This window comes from Prauserella endophytica (genome assembly GCF_005146945.1).
GTDB classification, from domain to species: domain Bacteria; phylum Actinomycetota; class Actinomycetes; order Mycobacteriales; family Pseudonocardiaceae; genus Prauserella_A; species Prauserella_A endophytica.
This window is the reverse complement of the sequence record NZ_SWMS01000026.1, coordinates 81,686-98,141: the sequence shown is the minus strand read 5'-3', so window position 1 is coordinate 98,141 and position 16,456 is coordinate 81,686. Positions and strand designations below refer to the sequence as shown.

Here is a 16,456-nt window from a genome sequence, read left to right as displayed (position 1 = left end):
CCACGCCATCCAAGCCGACCTCGCCAACCTCACCACTTGACCTCTATAGGAGCATCCTTCACTGCGTTGAACGCAGTGAAGGTGGCCTTCACTGCGGACGGGTGGGCGGTCAGGCGGCGGGGAAGCCCTTGCGGCGGCGGACCTCCTCGATCACGCGCCAGCGTTCGAGGTTGTGCCGCGCGTCGGCGAGCGCGTCGTGCGCGTCCGCGGGCGGCGAGGGCAGCCGCGGCTTGCCGACGTCCTCCCAGCGCTGCCGGAGATCGCGGGTGAACCGGGGCAGCTGCCGGGGCAAGGCGGGCATCGGTCCCCACAGCTGGGCGAGCGCCACGTGGTCGTACGCGGCGAACCACGCCCACAGCTCGATGCCGCCGGGCGGGGAGCCGAGGAACTCGAGCAGGTCGGTACGGATGCGCTCCCGGCTCCGCCAGGCCGGGTCGCCAGGCGAGGGCAGCTTGTCGAGCACGTTCTCCCGCACCCACGGACCGGCCTTGCCGGGGTCGAACTCGGTGGACACGGCGTAGAACTCACGGCCGGAGGTGTCCACGACACCGATCGACACCAGGTCGATCGTCACGCCGTCCTCGATGAACTCGGTGTCGTAGAAGAATCGCACCGCAGCACGGTACTCGACCGCTCAGCCTGCCTTGCTCTGCGGGAGCCGGGCGGCGTCACGGGCGTCGGGCTGCAGCGGGACCGCGGGCCGCACCCCGGCGGCCTCGGCGGCGAGCAGTTCCTTGGCCTTCGCGGCGTAGATGTCCACGTACTCCTGACCCGACAGCTCCATGAGCGCGTACATGATCTCGTCGGTGATCGAGCGCTCGACGAAGCGGTCGCCGGAGAGGCCCTCGTAGCGGGAGAAGTCCAGCGGCTTGCCGAAGCGGATCTCCAGCCTGCGCGGCCGCCACATCTTCGAGCCGATGGGGTTCACGGACTCGGTGCCGACCATCGCGACCGGGATCACCGGCACGCGCGCCTCCAGCGCGATGCGCGCGACACCCGTCTTGCCCTTGTAGAGCCTGGCGTCCGGGGACCGCGTGCCCTCCGGGTAGATGCCAAGCAGGCGGCCCTCCCGCAGCAGCCGGATCGCCGTGTCGAGCGCGGCCTGCGCCGCCGAGCCGCCGGAGCGGTCGATCGGGAACTGGCCGACGCCGGTGAAGAACCACTTCTTGAACCTGCCCTTGAGCCCGGGCTCGGTGAAGTACTCCTGCTTGGCGGGGAACGTGACGCGGCGGGAAACGTAGAGCGGCATGAAGAACGAGTCGGCGACCGCGAGGTGATTGCTCGCCAGAATCGCGCCGCCGGTCTCGGGGATGTTCTCCAGGCCGGTGACCTTGGTCGGCCAGAAGAGCCGCAGCAGCGGCCCGAGCAGCACGTACTTCATGAGGCGATACAGCACCGCGTCAAGCCCTCCTCCACGAAACCCGGCCGCTCTGCAGCCTACGAACCCGCGCTGGCGAGGCACAACAGCGGACACCCGCTTGCTCGATCCCCGCGACAGATCTCACAGCCAGGCCGGTGCCCCACAGCCGCCGCCGCGCGTGCGAACATGGGACCACGAAGCTCGACGGGAGGGCGATCGGGCATGCCTGTGCTCGCCGGCGCGGAGCCGTTCTCGCACACCGACTCGACCGAGGTCGGCGTGCTCCTGTGCCACGGTTTCACCGGCTCCCCGGCGAGCATGCGTCCCTGGTGCGAGTATCTCGCGGAGCAGGGCTTCACCGTCCGCTGCCCCCTGCTGCCGGGGCACGGGACCACGTGGCAGGAGTGCAACCGCACCCGCTGGCCCGACTGGTACGGCTGCGTCGACGCCGAGCTCACCGAACTCACGGGGATCTGCGAGTCGGTGTTCGTGTTCGGCCTGTCGATGGGCGGCACGCTCGCGCTGCGACTGGCCCAGCAGCGCGGCGACGCGGTGGCGGGGCTCGCGCTCGTCAACCCGTCCGTGCTGACGTTGCGGAAGGACGCGAGGCTGCTGCCCCTGCTGGCGCGGGTGCTGCCCTCGGTCAAGGGCCTCGGTGGCGACATCGCGAAGCCGGGCGTCACCGAGCTGGCGTACGCGCGCACGCCCGTGAAGGCGACGGAGAGCCTGAGCCGGCTGTGGAAGATCGTGCGGCAGGACCTGCCCAGGGTGACCCAGCCGCTTCTCCTCATGCACTCGGTCGTTGACCACATCGTGGAGCCGGTGAACTCGAGGGTCATCGCCGAGGGGGTGCGCAGCACCGAATTCGAGGAGGTGCTGCTGCGCGACAGCTACCACGTGGCGACGCTCGACAACGACGCCCCGTTGATCTTCGAACGCAGCGCCGAGTTCGTACGGACGGTCAGGCAGGTGGGTGCCCGGTGAACAGAGCTGGTGGCTCCGACGGCCCGGAGGACGTGGACGCGACCTTCGAGGAGATCATCGCGGACCTGCGCGCCGAGGGCTTCGGCGTGGAGGCCGTGAGCGACCCCGAACCCGAACGCAGAGACTCCCGGCAGGCGACCGAGGCCGATCCCCGGCCGGAGTCAAAGCCGGAGCCCGAGCCACGCCGTCCCGCCACGGAGGATCCCGCGCCCGCGGGCACGGGCTGGCGCGACAGCGGCTCGGACTGGGACGAGACCATGCTCGGTCCCGACCCGGCCGGCGACGACGACGAGCACTACGTCCCGCCGGAGCCGCCGCCGCTGCCGAGACCGCGCAAGGGCGCGTTCGTGGTGCTGCTGTTCTTCGTGGTGGGCCTGCTGCTACTCATCGCTCCCCAGCTCATCGGGCTGACGAGCACGCTGGGCACGCCGCTCGGCATGCTCGCACTGGCCACCGGCATCGCGTTGCTGCTGCTGCGCGTGAAGCAGGGCCCGCCCGACGGGGCCGACCCGTCCAACGGCGCCCAGGTCTAGTAGTCGCGAATCCGCGACGCTGGACGGAGGGCTCAGGCCGCCACGAAGCGCTACACCGCGCAGGTGTCGAGCAGGGTCCACAGCGCCGAGGGGCCGATCACCCCGGCGCCTTCCGCGCGAACCCGGTCCCTCAGCAGCCGGTCGGCGGTCACCACCAGGACATGGTCACGGGGCCGATCGCGCAGCAACGCCGCCGTGGTCGCCACGATCGCGCTGTCGCCGTCGTGCTCGGCGGAGACGACCTCCACCGCGTCCACCGCAGCCGTCTGCCTCGCCTGGCCTTCCACGACCAGCACGATCCTGGGCCACCAGACCCACAGGCCATCGTGGTCCAGATCGAGGTCGGTGGCCTCGACGCCGGAGCTGCCCAGCACGGCGAGCCGGTCGCGCAGGCGCCCGGCCGCGGCGGCCCGGTCGCGCCACCAGCCGTCTGGACGGGCGCCCATCACGTTGGCGGCGTCGACCACGAGCACGAGCTCGCGGTCGAGCTGAGCGCGCAGGCTCGGCCAGGCGGCGGCGAAGTTGCGGTGCAGCGGGTAGCGCTCAACGTCGTCGGGGTCGACCCAGTCCAGCGCGGTGCTCTCGGCGTTGGCGACCCGGGGCCGCACCGAGCCGTCCACCGTGGCGAGCACCGTCGTGTAGCGCCACGTGCCGTGGTCCTCGGCACGTGCGGAGAGCACTCGCACGGAGCCGGCGGGCACGGCGGTCTCCTCCTCGGTCTCCCTGGTCGCCGCCTGCGCGGGCGTCTCGTCGGAGCGGATCGCCCCGCCCGGCAGCGCCCAGGTCTCGCCGTGGTGGGTCCAGCCCGCGCGGTGCTGGAGCAGCACACCACGCCGCGGGTCGGTCAGCAGCAGACCGGCGGCGCCGTGGAGCCCCCAGTGCCGCTCCCCGCACACACAGCTGACGAACCCGTCGCCGTCACCGAGCAGCATTCCGCCAGCCTAGTCATACGGGCCGGCGCTTTCCTCCCTCGCGAGGGTCGCGGCCCCGACGATCGCGGCCTCGTCGCCGAGCTGGGCCGTCCTGATCCGGGCGAGCGGGCGGTGCCCCGCGCCCGTGACGGCGTGCGCGTAGTGCTCCCGCGCCTCGTCGAGGAACAGCGGAGCCGACTGGGAAACCCCGCCGCCGATCACGATCACCTCGGGGTCGTAGACGTCGGCGACGAGCGCCAGGCCCTCCCCCAGCCAGCGGGCGAGCTCCGCCATCGCGAGCTGCGCCACCGGGTCGCCGTCGCGCGCGGCTCCCGCGACCCTCCGGCCCGTGACCGATCCGGGGTCCCCGGCGATCTCCCTCGCCAGCACGGTGGAACGGCCGGGGTGGCGGGCGAGGAACTCGATCGCCGTCGCCGCGAGCGCGGTGCCGCTGCAGTAACGCTCCCAGCAGCCGTACTTGCCGCACGAGCACGGCCTGCCGCCCGGCACCACGCACAGGTGCCCCAGCTCGGGCGCGACGCCGTGGGCGCCCCGGAAGATCCGGCCGTCGAGCAGCAGCCCCGCGCCGATCCCGGTACCGAGCGCCACGAGCGTCACCACGCGTGCGCCGCGCGCGGCGCCGAAGCGGTGCTCGCCGAGGGTCGCCGCGTTGGCGTCGTGTTCGAGGGTCACGGGCAGCCCGACACGCTTGGCGATGCGGTCGCCGACGGGGGCCGCGCGCCAGGCGAGGTGCGGCGCGAACAGCACGCCGCGACGGTCCGGCCGCACGAACGCCGCGACCGCGAGCCCGACCGCGCCCACCTCGTGCCGGTTGCGCAGCTCCTCGATCACCGAGGTGACGGCGTCCTCCAGCGCCACCTCACCGCTGGGCGTGCCCGTCCGCGCGGTGTCCAGCAGGGCGCCCTGCTCGTCCACGACCCCGGCCCGCACGCTCGTGCCTCCGACGTCGACGCCGATCGCCAGCATCCGGAACTCCTACTGCTCCCACTGCTCGCGCTGGCGCACGGCCACACGCTGGACGCGGACCGCGCCGTCACCGGGCGGCTCCGGCCTGGGCTCGGGCTGGAAGCCGGGCATGTGCACGCCCTCCTGCGGCTGCCAGCGATCCGCGAGCACGGCGCGCAGCAGTGCCACGAGCTGCGCGGCCTCCTCCAGCACGCGGGCGGCCAGCTCGGGCCGCTCACCACGCACCACGGCCACGACCGCGCACAGCGGGCACCACGTGCAGCCGCCCTGCCCGCCGGGGTGCTCGCCCCGCTCCCCCTGCTCGGCGTCTCCGTGCCCGGCGGCGATCACGCTCTCCAGCCACGGGGCGGCCCGGTCGATGACCAGGTCGACGAGCAGCCGGATCTCCTCGGCAAGGCGGGCGCCTTCGTCGTTGCCCGTCATTCAGGTCCTTCCAGGTGCACAAGCAGCCCTCGGGAGTCGGACTCGGCGTCGGCGATGCGGCACTGCCGCAGCGCCTCGGGCAGTGCGACGAGCCGCCGGAAGCCGTCCACGGTGATGGCCAGGTCGTCGTCGATCCGGGCCAGGTCGACGACGGTGTCCCTGGTGAGCGGCAGCGCCACCCGCAGTGAGTACCCCGTGTCCGTCTCCGACACCGTCAGCAGCGGCGCGAGGCCGTCCCCCGCGCCGGCGAGCGGCGTGGCGTCGCCGTAGAGCTCGTGGGCGATCTCGCGCAGTGCCGCAAGTCCCACCGGCTCGGCGGCGCGGTGCTCCACCGAGCGCAGCATGCCCTCGCCGAGCACGGAGCGCGCCAGCTCGGCGAGCACCTCCTCCTGCTGTGCCCTGCGCGTACGCAGCCACGACGCCGCGCCACCGCGCCACAGCCCGGGAGCGGGCATCAGCCGGTTGGCGATCAACCCGTCGACGTGGATGCCGCGCAGCGCGAGCGAGGTCAGAGTCCTGCGGGTCTCGGCCACCACCACGCGCTCGGGCGTGAGCACAAGCCGCACGCTGGTGACCGTCGGATCGGTGAGCAGCGTGCGCAGCGACTCCAGGTGGGTGGCGAGCCGCTCGACCGACCGGGCGAGCCCGGACAGCCGCGTCTTCCAGCCGTACATCCGCGTGAGGTACCCGGAGACCGCCTCGGGAAGCGCGAGCAGCCGCAGTGTCTCCGCCGTCGGTCCGCAGTCGACGATCACGGCCTCCCACGGCCCCGTCTCGGCGAGCCGCCGCACCTCGGTGAGCGCGAGCAGCTCGTCGACGCCGGGCAGCACGGTCAGCTCCTCGGCGTCGAGGCTGTCGAGGCCCGCGCCGGTGACGAGTGCGGAACGCAGCTGCGCCCGCAGGGTCTGCCAGGTGCTGTCCACGAGCGACCGGGAGTCGATCTGCGCGGCGTGCAGGCACGTGTCCACCTCGGCGGGCTCGCCGCTCAGCGGGCCGCCGAAGGCGTCGCCGAGCGAGTGAGCGGGATCGGTGGAGACGACGAGCGTCTTGCTGCCCCGGCCCGCCAGCGCGGCGGCGGTCGCCGCCGCGAGGGTCGTCTTGCCGACGCCCCCCTTGCCCGTGAACAGCAGGACCCGCACGCTACCCCTTGCCCTCGACGCGGCGCTTCAGCTCCTTGAGCGCCGTGTCCATGATCATTTTCTCGGCCTTGCGGCGCAGCAGGCCGATCATGGGCAGCACCAGCTCGACGGAGAGCGTGTAGGTGACCTTGGTGCGCTCACCGTGGGGCTCCAGCAGGTAACGCCCGTTCTGGGCCTTCTGCATCTGCCCCTTCACGAGGTGCCAGCTCACCGAGAGGCCGTCGGCCGCCCAGTCGTACTCGAGCGTGTAGACGTCCTTCACCGGGCCGGAGTCGAGCGTGAACCTGACCTGCTTGGCGCGGCCTTCGTCATCGGTGGCGAGGACCTCGGTCTCGCGGACGGCCTTGGCCCACTCCGGGTACGCGGGAAGGTCGGCGATGACCGCCATGATCTCCGCTGGCGCGGCGTCGACCTCGATGGACTGCGTGGACTGCTCGGCCATGGGCGTCAGCGTAGCGGTACGCCGGGCTACCAGCGCAGCACGTACGGGCGCGCCGTGTGCTTGAAATGGCCGACGTTGCGGCATTCGGTGCGCCCGGCGCGGGACCGGGCGGCGAGCGGCTGGTGGACGTGCCCGAACAGCGACCATCTCGGCTGCTCCGCCGTGATCAGGCCGAGCAGCGCGCCGGAGCCGAGTTCCGCGCGGCGGGCGACGACGTCGTAGGTGAGCTCCGGCAGCGCGGGCGGGATGTGGCTGCACAGTACGTCGATGCCGCGCAGCTCGGCGGCGGCCTTGTCGAACTCCTCGGGCGTGCGCAGGTAGGGCCGCCAGATCCCGTTGCGGCGGGGCACGACGCCGTCGGGCAGCAGCGCCCCGCCGATGAAGCCGAAGCGCAGCCCGCCGATCTCCACGACCTCGCCGTCGGTGAGATGGATCCCCGGCCCGGCGAACTCCGGCCACAGGGCTGGCGCGTCGACGTTGCCGGGCACCGCGTAGGTGGGAGCGGTCATGGCGCCGAACAGCTCGGCGTACTGCTCGCGGATCGCCTCGTCCACGGCGCTCGCGGGATCGTCGAGGCTCGCCCACAGCGACCGGGAGAACGCGACCGTCTCGTCGCGGGTGCCCTCGCGCCGCAGCCTGGCGAACGTGCGCACGTTGTCGGCGCCGAAGAGCGCGCCGAGGATTCCCTTGCCGTGGTCGTGGTAGTCGACGAAGTCGAGCAGATCGCCGAGCACGACGAGAGCGTCGGCGCCGTCACCGGCGCGGGCGAGTGCCTCCGCGTTGCCGTGCACGTCGGAAACGACATGAACCCGCACGTCGACAGCCTACCGAGCGGCGGGAGCGCGGGGCGGCACGCCCGGCTCGCGACCGTCCTCGAGCAGCTGCTTGAGTTCCAGCGCGATCGCCTTAGCGGCCCGTGCCCTGCGGTCGAACTCCCGGCGCAGCTCCCGAGGGCGCAACCGGGCGGGACTCGCGGGGGTCGCCCTGAGGAAATAGTGCAGCAGCGTGCCGTCCAGCACGGGCTCCAGCCACACCTCCATGGTGCCGACGAGCGCACCGCGCACCGTCCAGCGGAGGCCGGCGTCGCCGCGGTCGGTGTAAACTTCGAGCACCAGGTCGGGCCAGTATCTCGACCACGAGCGGGGGGCGGCGAACGCCGCGGCGACCGTGCTCGGGGGCACCGCGAGGAACGTTTCGTCAACGATGTCCAGCGCGGGCGCGTTATCGGATGCCAACACGGGTGCAGAATGACATGCTCACCCGATCACCGGGACCCGCCCATGGTCAAACGGACATATTGGGGCTAAGTTGACCGGCGAGTAACACAGTGGGACACGGAGGTTCACGTGCGCGAGTACAGCGCCCCCGCCAGCCGGACCGTCGCCGACGACGAGAACGCCTCGGACGTCGTGTGGGCCAACGCGGAGCGGTTCGGCGAAACCGTGAGTTTTCGGCGCCAGGTCGACGGCTCGTGGCGCGACGTCACCGCGCGCGAGTTCGCGGCCGAGGCGCTGGCCGTCGCCAAGGGCCTGATCAAGGCCGGGCTCAAGCAGGGCGACCGCGTGGGGCTGATGTCGAAGACCCGCTACGAGTGGACCCTGATCGACTTCGCGATCTGGGCCGCCGGCGGGGTCACGGTCCCCATCTACGAGACCTCCTCCGCGGAACAGGTCCACTGGATCCTCTCCGACTCGGGCGCCAAGGCGGTGTTCGTCGAGACGGCCGAGCACGGCAAGACGCTGGGCGAGGTGCGCGGCAGGCTGCCGGAGCTCGACCACGCCTGGCAGATCGAGGGCGACAAGCCCGCGGTCGGCGAGCTGAGCTCGCTCGGCGCCGACGTGTCCGACGACGACGTGCACACCCGCCGCCGCTCCGTTCGCGCCGACGACGTCGCCACCATCGTGTACACGTCGGGCACCACGGGCAGGCCCAAGGGCGTCACGCTGACCCACCGCAACCTGCTGGCCGAGGTCCGCGCCGACATCGCCGCGTTCCCGCAGCTGATGGGCGCGGGCAACTCGCTGCTGCTGTTCCTGCCGCTGGCCCACATCCTGGCGCGCGCCATCGCCCTGACGGCCTTCACCTCCCGGGCCACGCTCGGGCACACCGCCGACATCAAGGACCTTGTCGCCGACCTCGGCACGTTCCGGCCGACGTTCGTGGTGGCCGTGCCGCGTGTGTTCGAGAAGGTCTACAACGGCGCGAAGCTCAAGGCCCACTCCGAGGGCAAGGGCAAGATCTTCGACGCCGCCGAGGCCACCGCCGTCGCCTACAGCGAGGCGAGGGACGCGGGCGGTGCCGGCCTGGGGCTGAAGATCAAGCACACGGTGTTCGACAAGCTGGTCTACACCAAGCTGCGGGCGGCGCTGGGCGGCCGGTGCGTCGCCGCCGTATCCGGCGGCGCCCCGCTCGGCACCCGGCTCGCGCACTTCTTCCGCGGCATCGGCGTGCCGGTGTTCGAGGGCTACGGCCTCACCGAGACCAGCGCGGCCGCCAACGTCAACACCGAGGACGCGTTCAAGGTCGGCACGGTCGGCAGGCCGGTCGCGGGCACCTCGGTGCGGATCGCCGACGACGGCGAGGTGCTGCTCAAGGGCGACATCGTGTTCGGCTCCTACTGGAACAACGAGCAGGCCACCGCCGAGTCGCTCGAGGACGGCTGGTTCCACACCGGCGACCTGGGCGAGCTCGACGACGAGGGCTTCCTCAAGATCACCGGGCGCAAGAAGGAGATCATCGTCACGGCGGGCGGCAAGAACGTCGCGCCGTCGGCGCTCGAGGACACGCTCAAGGCCAACCCGCTGATCAGCCAGGCCATGGTGGTCGGTGACCAGCGCCCGTTCATCGGCGTGCTGGTGACGATCGACGAGGAGTTCTTCCCGGCCTGGAAGTCGCAGCACGGCAAGCCCGAGGGCGCTTCGGTGTCCGACCTCGCCGACGACCCGGACCTGAAGGCGGCCGTGCAGGCGGCGGTGGACGAGGCGAACAAGCTCGTGTCGCACGCGGAGTCGATCAAGAAGTTCACGATCCTGCCCAACGACTTCACCGAGGCGGGCGGGGAGATCACGCCGAGCCTGAAGCTCAAGCGCAACGTGGTGAGCAAGAACTACGCCGCCGCGATCGACTCCCTCTACGCCAAGTAGGACCCACTGCAGTGAAGGCCACCATCACTGCGTTGAACGCAGTGATGGTGGCCTTCACTGCGGTTGGGGTCACTCCGGGAGGGTGGCCTCGATGCCGGCGAGGATCCGGTCGAGGGCGCGTTCAAAACGGCTCTCCGCGTCCTGGTGGGGCGCCTTGGCCTCGGCGATCAGGCGGGCGAAGTACGGGTACTCGCCGCTCTCGATGACCGACTCGACGTAGGGCGCCATCGCCCGGTGCACCTCCTCGTCGTCGGCGTCGCCGAAGAACTCGCGGGTCGCCAGTTCGCTCTGCACGTAGCCGTCGACCCAGGTGTTGACCAGTGCGATGGTCTCGAACATGTCGTCGATGCCGAGGCCGAGACCGTCCAGGATGGACATCGAGCGCTCGAAGCCGCGCAGCATGTTCGGTCCCATCGCGGGCCTGCCCGACCACACGCGGGGCAACCACGGGTGCGCGAGCAGCGCCCGCCGCTGCCCACGCGCGATGTCGCCGAGGTCTCGCTTCCAGTCGCCGCTGGGCTCGGGCCACTCCTCCCTGCCGAATATCCGGTCGGCCATCAGCTCGACGAGCGCCTCCTTGTTCGCGACGTACCGGTACAGGCTCATCGCCCCGGTGCCGAGGCGCGCGGCGACCTTGCGCATCGTGACCGCGGCCAGCCCCTCCTCGTCGGCGATCTCGATGGCCGCGTCGGCGATCTGGTCCCGGCTGTAGGCGGGTGCGGGTCCACGCGTGCGCCGCTGCTGGTCGCCCCACACGCGGACCAAAGCCGACAGCCGTGCCTCGCCCGTGCCTGCCACCCGTTCTCCTTCGGCGAAACTCAGTTGCGTACGTCGTACTCGGTTGGCTACCTTTGTACTGCGTACATCGTACTCACTTCAGGGGTCTTCATGGGGAAACACACGGGTGACGCCGTCGTCGTCGCCGAGGGACTACGCAAGAGATTCGGGCAGACGCAGGCACTCGACGGGCTCGATCTGACCGTGCCCGCCGGGCAGGTCTACGGGCTGCTCGGCCCGAACGGGGCCGGCAAGAGCACGTCGGTGCGCGTCTTCGCCACGCTCACCAGGCCCGACGAGGGCCGGGCCACCGTGGCCGGCCACGACGTGGTGCGCGAGGCCGGCGCCGTCCGCCGTGAGATCGGACTGGCCGGGCAGCACGCGGCGCTCGACGAGCAGCTCACGGGACGGGAGAACCTGCGCATCTTCGGCAGGCTCTTCCACCTCGGCACCAAGCGAGCCAGGGAGCGGGCCGACGAGCTGCTCGAGCGCTTCGACCTCGCCCACGCGGCCGACCGGCTGGTCAAGACCTACTCGGGCGGGATGCGCCGCAGGCTCGACCTCATCTCGAGCCTGATCGTCTCTCCCACCGTCCTGTTCCTCGACGAGCCGACCACGGGGCTGGACCCGCGCAGCCGCAACGAGATCTGGGACACCGTCCGCGACCTCGTCGGACAGGGCACCACGGTGCTGCTCACCACGCAGTACCTCGACGAGGCCGACCAGCTGGCCCACAACATCGCCGTGATCGACACCGGCAAGGTGATCGCGTCGGGCACTCCCGACGAGCTCAAGGCGCGGATCGGGGGCCGGATCGACGTGACCGTGGGCGATGCCGCCGAGATCGCCGAAGCCGCGCGGGCGCTCGCCGTGCTCGCCGGCACCGGCGCCGAGCCCGACATCGACGCCGACCGCGGGCTGCTGAGCGTGCCGGTGGGCGCCGACTCACTGGCGCTGCCCGACATCGTGCGGCAGCTCGACCAGGCCGGGGTGAAGGCGGTGGACGTCGGCATCCGCAAGCCGACGCTCGACGAGGTGTTCCTGACCCTCACCGGCAAACCCACCACCACGACCCCCGAGGAGACGGCCCGATGACCGCGCCCGCGACCGCGTCCCCGTTGCGCACCGGGCTCTCCGACGGCCTCGCCGTCATGAGCCGCAACCTGCTCAAGCTCAAGCACCAGCCAGGTCAGATCGCCGCGACGTTCGCCTTCCCGCTCGTCTCGGTGGTGCTGTTCGGCTACGTCTTCGGCAGCGCCATCCCCATTCCCGGCGGCGGGAACTACCGCGAGTACCTCATGCCCGGCCTGTTCGTGATGAGCACCGTGTTCGGCGTGATGGGCGCCCTGACGGTGATCGCCAAGGACAACGGGCTGGGCGTCATGGACCGCTACCGCTCCATGCCGATGGCCCGCTCCGCCGTCCCGTTCGGACAGACGGCGGCCGATCTGGTGATCGCGGCGGGCAGCCTCGTCATCATGGCGGCGTGCGGCCTGCTGTTCGGCTGGCGGGCGCACAACGGCATCGGCGCGACGCTCGCCGGGTTCGGGCTGCTCCTGCTGCTGCAGTACGCCGTGTCGTGGCTCGGCGTGTTCCTCGGCTCGCTGGCGAAGAACGAGGAGACCGCGGCGAGGATCGGCCCGCTGATCATGCCGGTCACGATGATCTCCAACATCTTCGTGCCCACCGATGGCATGCCGGCCATCCTGCAGGCGATCGCCGACTGGAACCCCGTGAGCGCGGCGACGGCGGCCTGCCGTCAGCTGTTCGGCAATCCCGGGCTGCCCGTCGGCGACGTCGCGTGGCCCATCGCCAACCCGGTGCTCGCCACCGTCGGCTGGTGCGTGCTGCTGCTGGCGGTGTTCGTCCCGCTGTCGATCCGCCGCTTCCGCACCGCGGGACTGTAGGGATTCGGGAACGGCCCGGCATTCCTCGGGGATGCCGGGCCGTTCCCTTCGTTCAGCCGGCCTGGATCAGGGGCACGACCGGAGCCTGCTCGTCCGACAGCGGCAACTGGTAGCGCTGCGCCAGGTACGAGGCGATCTCGTGGAACAACGGCGCCGCCGAGGAGCCCTCCGGCAACGTCGTGTCGGGCGCGTCGAGCCGGATGCCCACCACGAACCGGGGGTCGTCGGCGGGCAGCATGCCGGCGAAGGTGATGTTGTAGAGGTGGTTGCTGTAGGCGCCCGTCTCGGGGTCCACCTGCTGGCCCGTGCCGGTCTTACCGGAGATCTGGTAGCCCTCCAGCGCCGCCTGCGGAGCGGTGCCCCGGTGGTAGGTGTCGCCGTCCTGCGTCACCGCCCGGAGCATGTCCTTGACCGTGTTGGCGGTCTCGGTGCTCACCACCCGCGACGACTTCGGCTTCGGCTCGGGCACCCGCGTGCCGTCCGGCGTGATCTTCGCGCTCACGATCCTCGGCTCCACGCGCACGCCGCCGTTCGCGATCGCCTGATACATGCTCGCCATCTGCACGACGGTCATCGACAGGCCCTGTCCGATCGGCAGGTTGCCGAACGTCGTGCCCGACCACTGGCTGCGCGGCGGCACGTAACCGGGGCTCTCGCCGGGCAGGCCGATGCCGGTGCGCTTGCCGAGCCCGAACTTCCGCAGCATGTCCAGGTACCGGTCCGGCCCGAGTTCCTCGGCGAGCATGAGCGTGCCGACGTTGGACGACTTCGCGAAGATGCCGGTGGCCGTGAACGGCTGGGTCCCGTGGTCCCACGCGTCGTGCACGACATGGTCGGCGACCTCGATCGAGCCAGGGACCTGCAAGACCGAGTCCGGCTCCACGATGCCGTGCTCGATGGCCGCCGCCGCGGTGACGATCTTGTTCACCGAGCCCGGTTCGAACGGGGTGGTGACCGCGGTGTTGTTCATCAGCTCCGGGTCGAGCGAGCCAGCGTTCGGGTCCAGCGTCTTGTCGTTGGCGAGCGCGTAGACCTCGCCGGTCTTGGCGTCCATGACGATCGCGCTGCCGCCCTGCGCGTCGGAGGCCCGGACGTACTCCGCGAGCTTGTTCTGCAGGTCGTACTGCAGGTCGGAGTCGATCGTCAGCTCCAGGTCCGAGCCCGGGGTGGCCGGCTGCAGATCCCGTTCGGTGCCGGGGATCACGACGTTGTCGTTGCCCTGCGCGGTGTCGACGATCTGCCGCCCCGGCGTGCCGGCCAGGTCGCTGTCGCGCATGTTCTCCAGGCCGGATAGTCCGTGGATGTTGTGCTTGGACACGTCCGGGTCGTCGGTGCGCCAGTTCGCGTAACCGACGAGGTTCGAGGCCAGCTCTCCTCCGGGGTACTCCCGCTTCGCCCGCTTCTCGTAGCCGATCTCCGGGTACTTCGCCTTGATCTCGTCGGCGATCGACGGCTCGACGCCGTCGACGAGATAGGTGAAGCTGGCGTCCTTGTGGAAGTCGGCCAGCAGCTCGGACTCGGTGGTCTTGTCCGGCAGCTTGGCGGCGATGAACTTCGCGATCTCGGCGACCCGCGTGCGGTAGTTCTCGCCCGACTCGGGGTTCTCGCGCGCGAACTCGTCCCACGTCTTGCGCATCAGCCGCAGGTTCGCCCACAGCATGCGCGTCTCCACGCTGAACGCCAGCTCCTGCCCATTGCGGTCCACAATGGACCCACGCTGGGCCGGGATGTCGATGGTGGTCGTGCGCTGCCGCTCCGCCTTCGCCGACAGTGCCTCGGCCTGGAAACCCTGCACCTGCACGAGCTTGAGGCCCGCCGCGACGAGCAGGACGACCAGGAAGATCCGGCCGACGACGAAGCGCCCTCGGTTACCGCCGTCGATAACGGGCGCGCCCCCTCTGCGCGCCCTGGCCGAGTAGGTGCGGCGCGTGCCGCCCCTACCGGCTCCTCCTCGCGATCGTGCCTGACCTGGCATCAATCCCCTCCGGTCGTCGCCTGCTCCTCCTGCGGCTAGCCGGCCGCGGCGTTCTCCGCCTGCCCGCCGGTGCCCTGGTCCTGCCCTGCCTACTGGTCCCGGCCCTCGTCCGGGCTCTGCCCCTGCTGCCCCTGCTGCCCTTGCTGGCCCGGCCGCGGACCGGCGGAGGCCGGGTCGGGTTCCGGCTCGGGTTCCGGGGCGGGGGGCGGCGCGGGCGCGGTGGCCTTGGTGGGCTCGCCGACGACGCGGATCGAGCCGTCCTCGTTCACGACGATGCGCGCCGGGTTGCCGCCGGGCACCATGCCGAGCGCCTTGGCACGCTCGGCGAGCGAGGACGGCGACTCCGCGCTCGCCACCTCACGCTGTAGCTGCTCCGAGTACTCGGCGAGGTTGGCGTTGCCCTGCCGCAGCTCCTCGAGCCGGTAGGAGTCGGCGATGGCCTGTGTGGACAGTCCCAGCGTGGTCGCCACACCCGCGGCCATCAGCGCCATCAGCAGCAGCACGAAGGACGCGCGCGAACGCGGCCAGCGCAGGCGCAGCCGCGGGCGCGGCCCGCCATCCTCGGGGGCGGCCTCACGCCGCAACTCCCGTGCTCGCTGGGCGCGCCGCGCGTAGGCGCGCTCAGCCGCCGAACTGCGCCGCCTCGGCGCGCCGCCGACCTCGGGAGCCTCGGGGACCGCCGTCGTGGTGGCGCGCATGCGCTGCCGGGTACGGGACGCGGACTGGGTGCGTGTGCGTGTACGTGTGCGTGCCGGCGCGGTCATCAGGCATCCGCTCCAATCCGTTCGGCGGCGCGCAGCCGCACCGAGGCCGCTCGCGCGTTGTGTTCGATCTCCCGCTCGTCGGCCTTCTCGGCACCGCGAGTCAGCAGGCGCAGCTCGGGGCCGTGGCCAGGCAGCTCCACCGGGAGACCCTCCGGCGTGCGCGAGGACGCCTTCTCCGCGAACGCGCGCTTCACGATGCGGTCCTCCAGCGAGTGATAGGACTCGACGACGATCCGCCCGCCGGGCGCGAGCGCGTCGATCGCCGAGGGCACGGCGGCCCTCAGCGTGTCCAGCTCGCCGTTGACCTCGATGCGCAGCGCCTGGAACGTGCGCTTGGCGGGATGCCCTCCCGTGCGCCTGCTCGGCGCGGGCACGGTGTCGTAGAGCAGCCGGACGAGCCGTTCGCTGCGCTCGAACGGCTCCTTCTCCCGCTCCGCGATCACGGCCTTGGCGATGCGGTGGGCGAAGCGCTCCTCGCCGTAGTCACGCAGGATCCGCGTGAGGTCGGCGAGCGGGTAGGTGTTGAGCACGTCCGCGGCGGTGCGCCCGGACGTCGGGTCCATGCGCATGTCGAGCGGCGCGTCGCGCGCGTACGCGAATCCCCGTTCGGCGAGGTCGAGCTGCATCGAGGACACCCCCAGGTCCATCAGTACACCGTCCACATGCGACAGCCCGTGCTCCTCGAGCACCTCCGGCAGCCGGTCGTAGACGGCATGGACGAACTCCACGCGGTCGCCGTGCCGGGTGAGCCGCTCGCGAGAGCGCTCGAGTGCGTTGGGATCGCGGTCCAGCCCGATCAGGCGCAGCGCCGGATGGGCCGTCAGCAGCGCGTCGGCGTGCCCACCGAGCCCGAGCGTCGTGTCGACGAGCACGGCCTCGCGGTCGGAGAGCGCGGGCTCGAACAGCTCGAGGACGCGGTCGAGCAGGACGGGGAGGTGCGCGGTGCCGTCGTTCACGGGCCCCGCCCCCTTTCGCCTCACCCGCCCCGTTGTCCTCGTCCGGTGCGGATGCCGTCAGGTTGCGGACCTGATACCGGGGAAGGTGCATCAGGGCCGCAGCCTGACGGCATCCGCGCCGGAACTCCCTCGTTCCGCCGGCACGGCCGGGGATA

18 protein-coding genes are annotated in these 16,456 nt (G+C 71.5%); 5 read left to right on the top strand and 13 right to left on the bottom strand.

The genetic code is table 11. The features are described from left to right. Positions 1-109: 109 nt before the first annotated feature. Both FCN18_RS31925 and FCN18_RS31920 read right to left on the bottom strand, forming a co-directional pair. Complete coding sequence (locus FCN18_RS31925) at positions 110-613, bottom strand: polyadenylate-specific 3'-exoribonuclease AS (protein ID WP_112267136.1); 504 nt, start codon at positions 611-613, stop codon at positions 110-112. Between the two features lie 21 nt (positions 614-634). Then, positions 635-1,396 carry a lysophospholipid acyltransferase family protein gene (locus FCN18_RS31920; RefSeq protein WP_112267138.1) on the bottom strand — a complete coding sequence of 254 codons (762 nt, stop codon included), beginning with the start codon at positions 1,394-1,396 and terminating at the stop codon, positions 635-637. A 186-nt stretch (positions 1,397-1,582) separates the two neighbouring features. Between FCN18_RS31920 and FCN18_RS31915 the strand changes: the two genes are divergently transcribed. Beyond that, positions 1,583-2,344: an alpha/beta hydrolase gene (locus FCN18_RS31915; protein ID WP_113643974.1), complete on the top strand. Its 762-nt coding sequence runs from the start codon at positions 1,583-1,585 to the stop codon at positions 2,342-2,344. Next, positions 2,341-2,877, top strand: a complete 537-nt coding sequence (locus FCN18_RS31910; RefSeq protein WP_112267142.1) for a hypothetical protein — start codon at positions 2,341-2,343, stop codon at positions 2,875-2,877. Before FCN18_RS31915 ends, FCN18_RS31910 begins: the two co-directional genes overlap by 4 nt. Positions 2,878-2,927: 50 nt before the next feature. On the opposite strand, the gene FCN18_RS31905 is transcribed toward FCN18_RS31910, so the two are convergent. From FCN18_RS31905 to FCN18_RS31875, 7 genes are read right to left on the bottom strand one after another with little or no spacing between them, the layout of a single operon-like run. After that, complete coding sequence (locus FCN18_RS31905) at positions 2,928-3,809, bottom strand: NUDIX hydrolase (RefSeq protein ID WP_137096814.1); 882 nt, start codon at positions 3,807-3,809, stop codon at positions 2,928-2,930. 9 nt (positions 3,810-3,818) lie between these two features. Then, positions 3,819-4,775: an ROK family glucokinase gene (locus tag FCN18_RS31900; protein WP_112267146.1), complete on the bottom strand. Its 957-nt coding sequence runs from the start codon at positions 4,773-4,775 to the stop codon at positions 3,819-3,821. Positions 4,776-4,784: 9 nt separating this feature from the next. Continuing rightward, positions 4,785-5,198, bottom strand: coding sequence for a hypothetical protein (locus FCN18_RS31895; protein WP_137096813.1), 414 nt, complete (start codon positions 5,196-5,198; stop codon positions 4,785-4,787). Beyond that, positions 5,195-6,337, bottom strand: coding sequence for an ArsA family ATPase (locus FCN18_RS31890; protein ID WP_137096812.1), 1,143 nt, complete (start codon positions 6,335-6,337; stop codon positions 5,195-5,197). The genes FCN18_RS31895 and FCN18_RS31890 overlap by 4 nt, the downstream gene beginning before the upstream one ends. A 1-nt stretch (position 6,338) precedes the next feature. Continuing rightward, positions 6,339-6,779, bottom strand: coding sequence for an SRPBCC family protein (locus tag FCN18_RS31885; protein WP_112267152.1), 441 nt, complete (start codon positions 6,777-6,779; stop codon positions 6,339-6,341). A gap of 26 nt (positions 6,780-6,805) precedes the next feature. Then, positions 6,806-7,594: a metallophosphoesterase family protein gene (locus FCN18_RS31880; protein WP_137096811.1), complete on the bottom strand. Its 789-nt coding sequence runs from the start codon at positions 7,592-7,594 to the stop codon at positions 6,806-6,808. Positions 7,595-7,603: 9 nt separating this feature from the next. Beyond that, positions 7,604-8,017, bottom strand: a complete 414-nt coding sequence (locus FCN18_RS31875) for a polyketide cyclase / dehydrase and lipid transport (protein ID WP_206078021.1) — start codon at positions 8,015-8,017, stop codon at positions 7,604-7,606. Between the two features lie 108 nt (positions 8,018-8,125). On the opposite strand from FCN18_RS31875, the gene FCN18_RS31870 reads away from it, so the two are divergent. Further along, entirely contained in the window at positions 8,126-9,922 is a 1,797-nt protein-coding gene (locus tag FCN18_RS31870; RefSeq protein ID WP_112267156.1) for an AMP-dependent synthetase/ligase, read from the top strand. A gap of 69 nt (positions 9,923-9,991) precedes the next feature. Here FCN18_RS31870 and FCN18_RS31865 read toward each other — a convergent pair whose 3' ends face one another. Then, positions 9,992-10,720, bottom strand: a complete 729-nt coding sequence (locus FCN18_RS31865) for a TetR/AcrR family transcriptional regulator (RefSeq protein WP_112267158.1) — start codon at positions 10,718-10,720, stop codon at positions 9,992-9,994. Positions 10,721-10,810: 90 nt separating this feature from the next. Between FCN18_RS31865 and FCN18_RS31860 the strand changes: the two genes are divergently transcribed. Together FCN18_RS31860 and FCN18_RS31855 are read left to right on the top strand one after the other, a co-directional pair. Continuing rightward, positions 10,811-11,794, top strand: coding sequence for an ATP-binding cassette domain-containing protein (locus FCN18_RS31860; RefSeq protein ID WP_113643966.1), 984 nt, complete (start codon positions 10,811-10,813; stop codon positions 11,792-11,794). Beyond that, on the top strand, positions 11,791-12,606 hold the full coding sequence (locus tag FCN18_RS31855) for an ABC transporter permease (protein ID WP_112267162.1): 816 nt from the start codon (positions 11,791-11,793) through the stop codon (positions 12,604-12,606). The genes FCN18_RS31860 and FCN18_RS31855 overlap by 4 nt, the downstream gene beginning before the upstream one ends. 52 nt (positions 12,607-12,658) lie before the next feature. On the opposite strand, the gene FCN18_RS31850 is transcribed toward FCN18_RS31855, so the two are convergent. From FCN18_RS31850 to rsmH, 3 genes are all read right to left on the bottom strand, one after another. After that, positions 12,659-14,581, bottom strand: coding sequence for a peptidoglycan D,D-transpeptidase FtsI family protein (locus FCN18_RS31850; RefSeq protein ID WP_112267164.1), 1,923 nt, complete (start codon positions 14,579-14,581; stop codon positions 12,659-12,661). Between the two features lie 89 nt (positions 14,582-14,670). Further along, on the bottom strand, positions 14,671-15,345 hold the full coding sequence (locus tag FCN18_RS31845; RefSeq protein WP_228714234.1) for a septum formation initiator: 675 nt from the start codon (positions 15,343-15,345) through the stop codon (positions 14,671-14,673). Continuing rightward, positions 15,345-16,301: a 16S rRNA (cytosine(1402)-N(4))-methyltransferase RsmH gene (gene rsmH, locus FCN18_RS31840; RefSeq protein WP_137096809.1), complete on the bottom strand. Its 957-nt coding sequence runs from the start codon at positions 16,299-16,301 to the stop codon at positions 15,345-15,347. The genes FCN18_RS31845 and rsmH overlap by 1 nt, the downstream gene beginning before the upstream one ends. Positions 16,302-16,456: the final 155 nt, after the last annotated feature.

Excerpts from the sequence above, each read along its gene's own strand:
- FCN18_RS31915 (WP_113643974.1), top strand. The coding sequence starts at position 1,583 with ATGCCTGTGCTCGCCGGCGCGGAGCCGTTCTCGCACACCGACTCGACC.
- FCN18_RS31905 (WP_137096814.1), bottom strand. The coding sequence starts at position 3,809 with ATGCTGCTCGGTGACGGCGACGGGTTCGTCAGCTGTGTGTGCGGGGAG.
- FCN18_RS31900 (WP_112267146.1), bottom strand. The coding sequence starts at position 4,775 with ATGCTGGCGATCGGCGTCGACGTCGGAGGCACGAGCGTGCGGGCCGGG.
- FCN18_RS31895 (WP_137096813.1), bottom strand. The coding sequence starts at position 5,198 with ATGACGGGCAACGACGAAGGCGCCCGCCTTGCCGAGGAGATCCGGCTG.
- FCN18_RS31885 (WP_112267152.1), bottom strand. The coding sequence starts at position 6,779 with ATGGCCGAGCAGTCCACGCAGTCCATCGAGGTCGACGCCGCGCCAGCG.
- FCN18_RS31860 (WP_113643966.1), top strand. The coding sequence starts at position 10,811 with ATGGGGAAACACACGGGTGACGCCGTCGTCGTCGCCGAGGGACTACGC.
- FCN18_RS31855 (WP_112267162.1), top strand. The coding sequence starts at position 11,791 with ATGACCGCGCCCGCGACCGCGTCCCCGTTGCGCACCGGGCTCTCCGAC.
- FCN18_RS31850 (WP_112267164.1), bottom strand. The coding sequence starts at position 14,581 with ATGCCAGGTCAGGCACGATCGCGAGGAGGAGCCGGTAGGGGCGGCACG.
- FCN18_RS31845 (WP_228714234.1), bottom strand. The coding sequence starts at position 15,345 with ATGACCGCGCCGGCACGCACACGTACACGCACACGCACCCAGTCCGCG.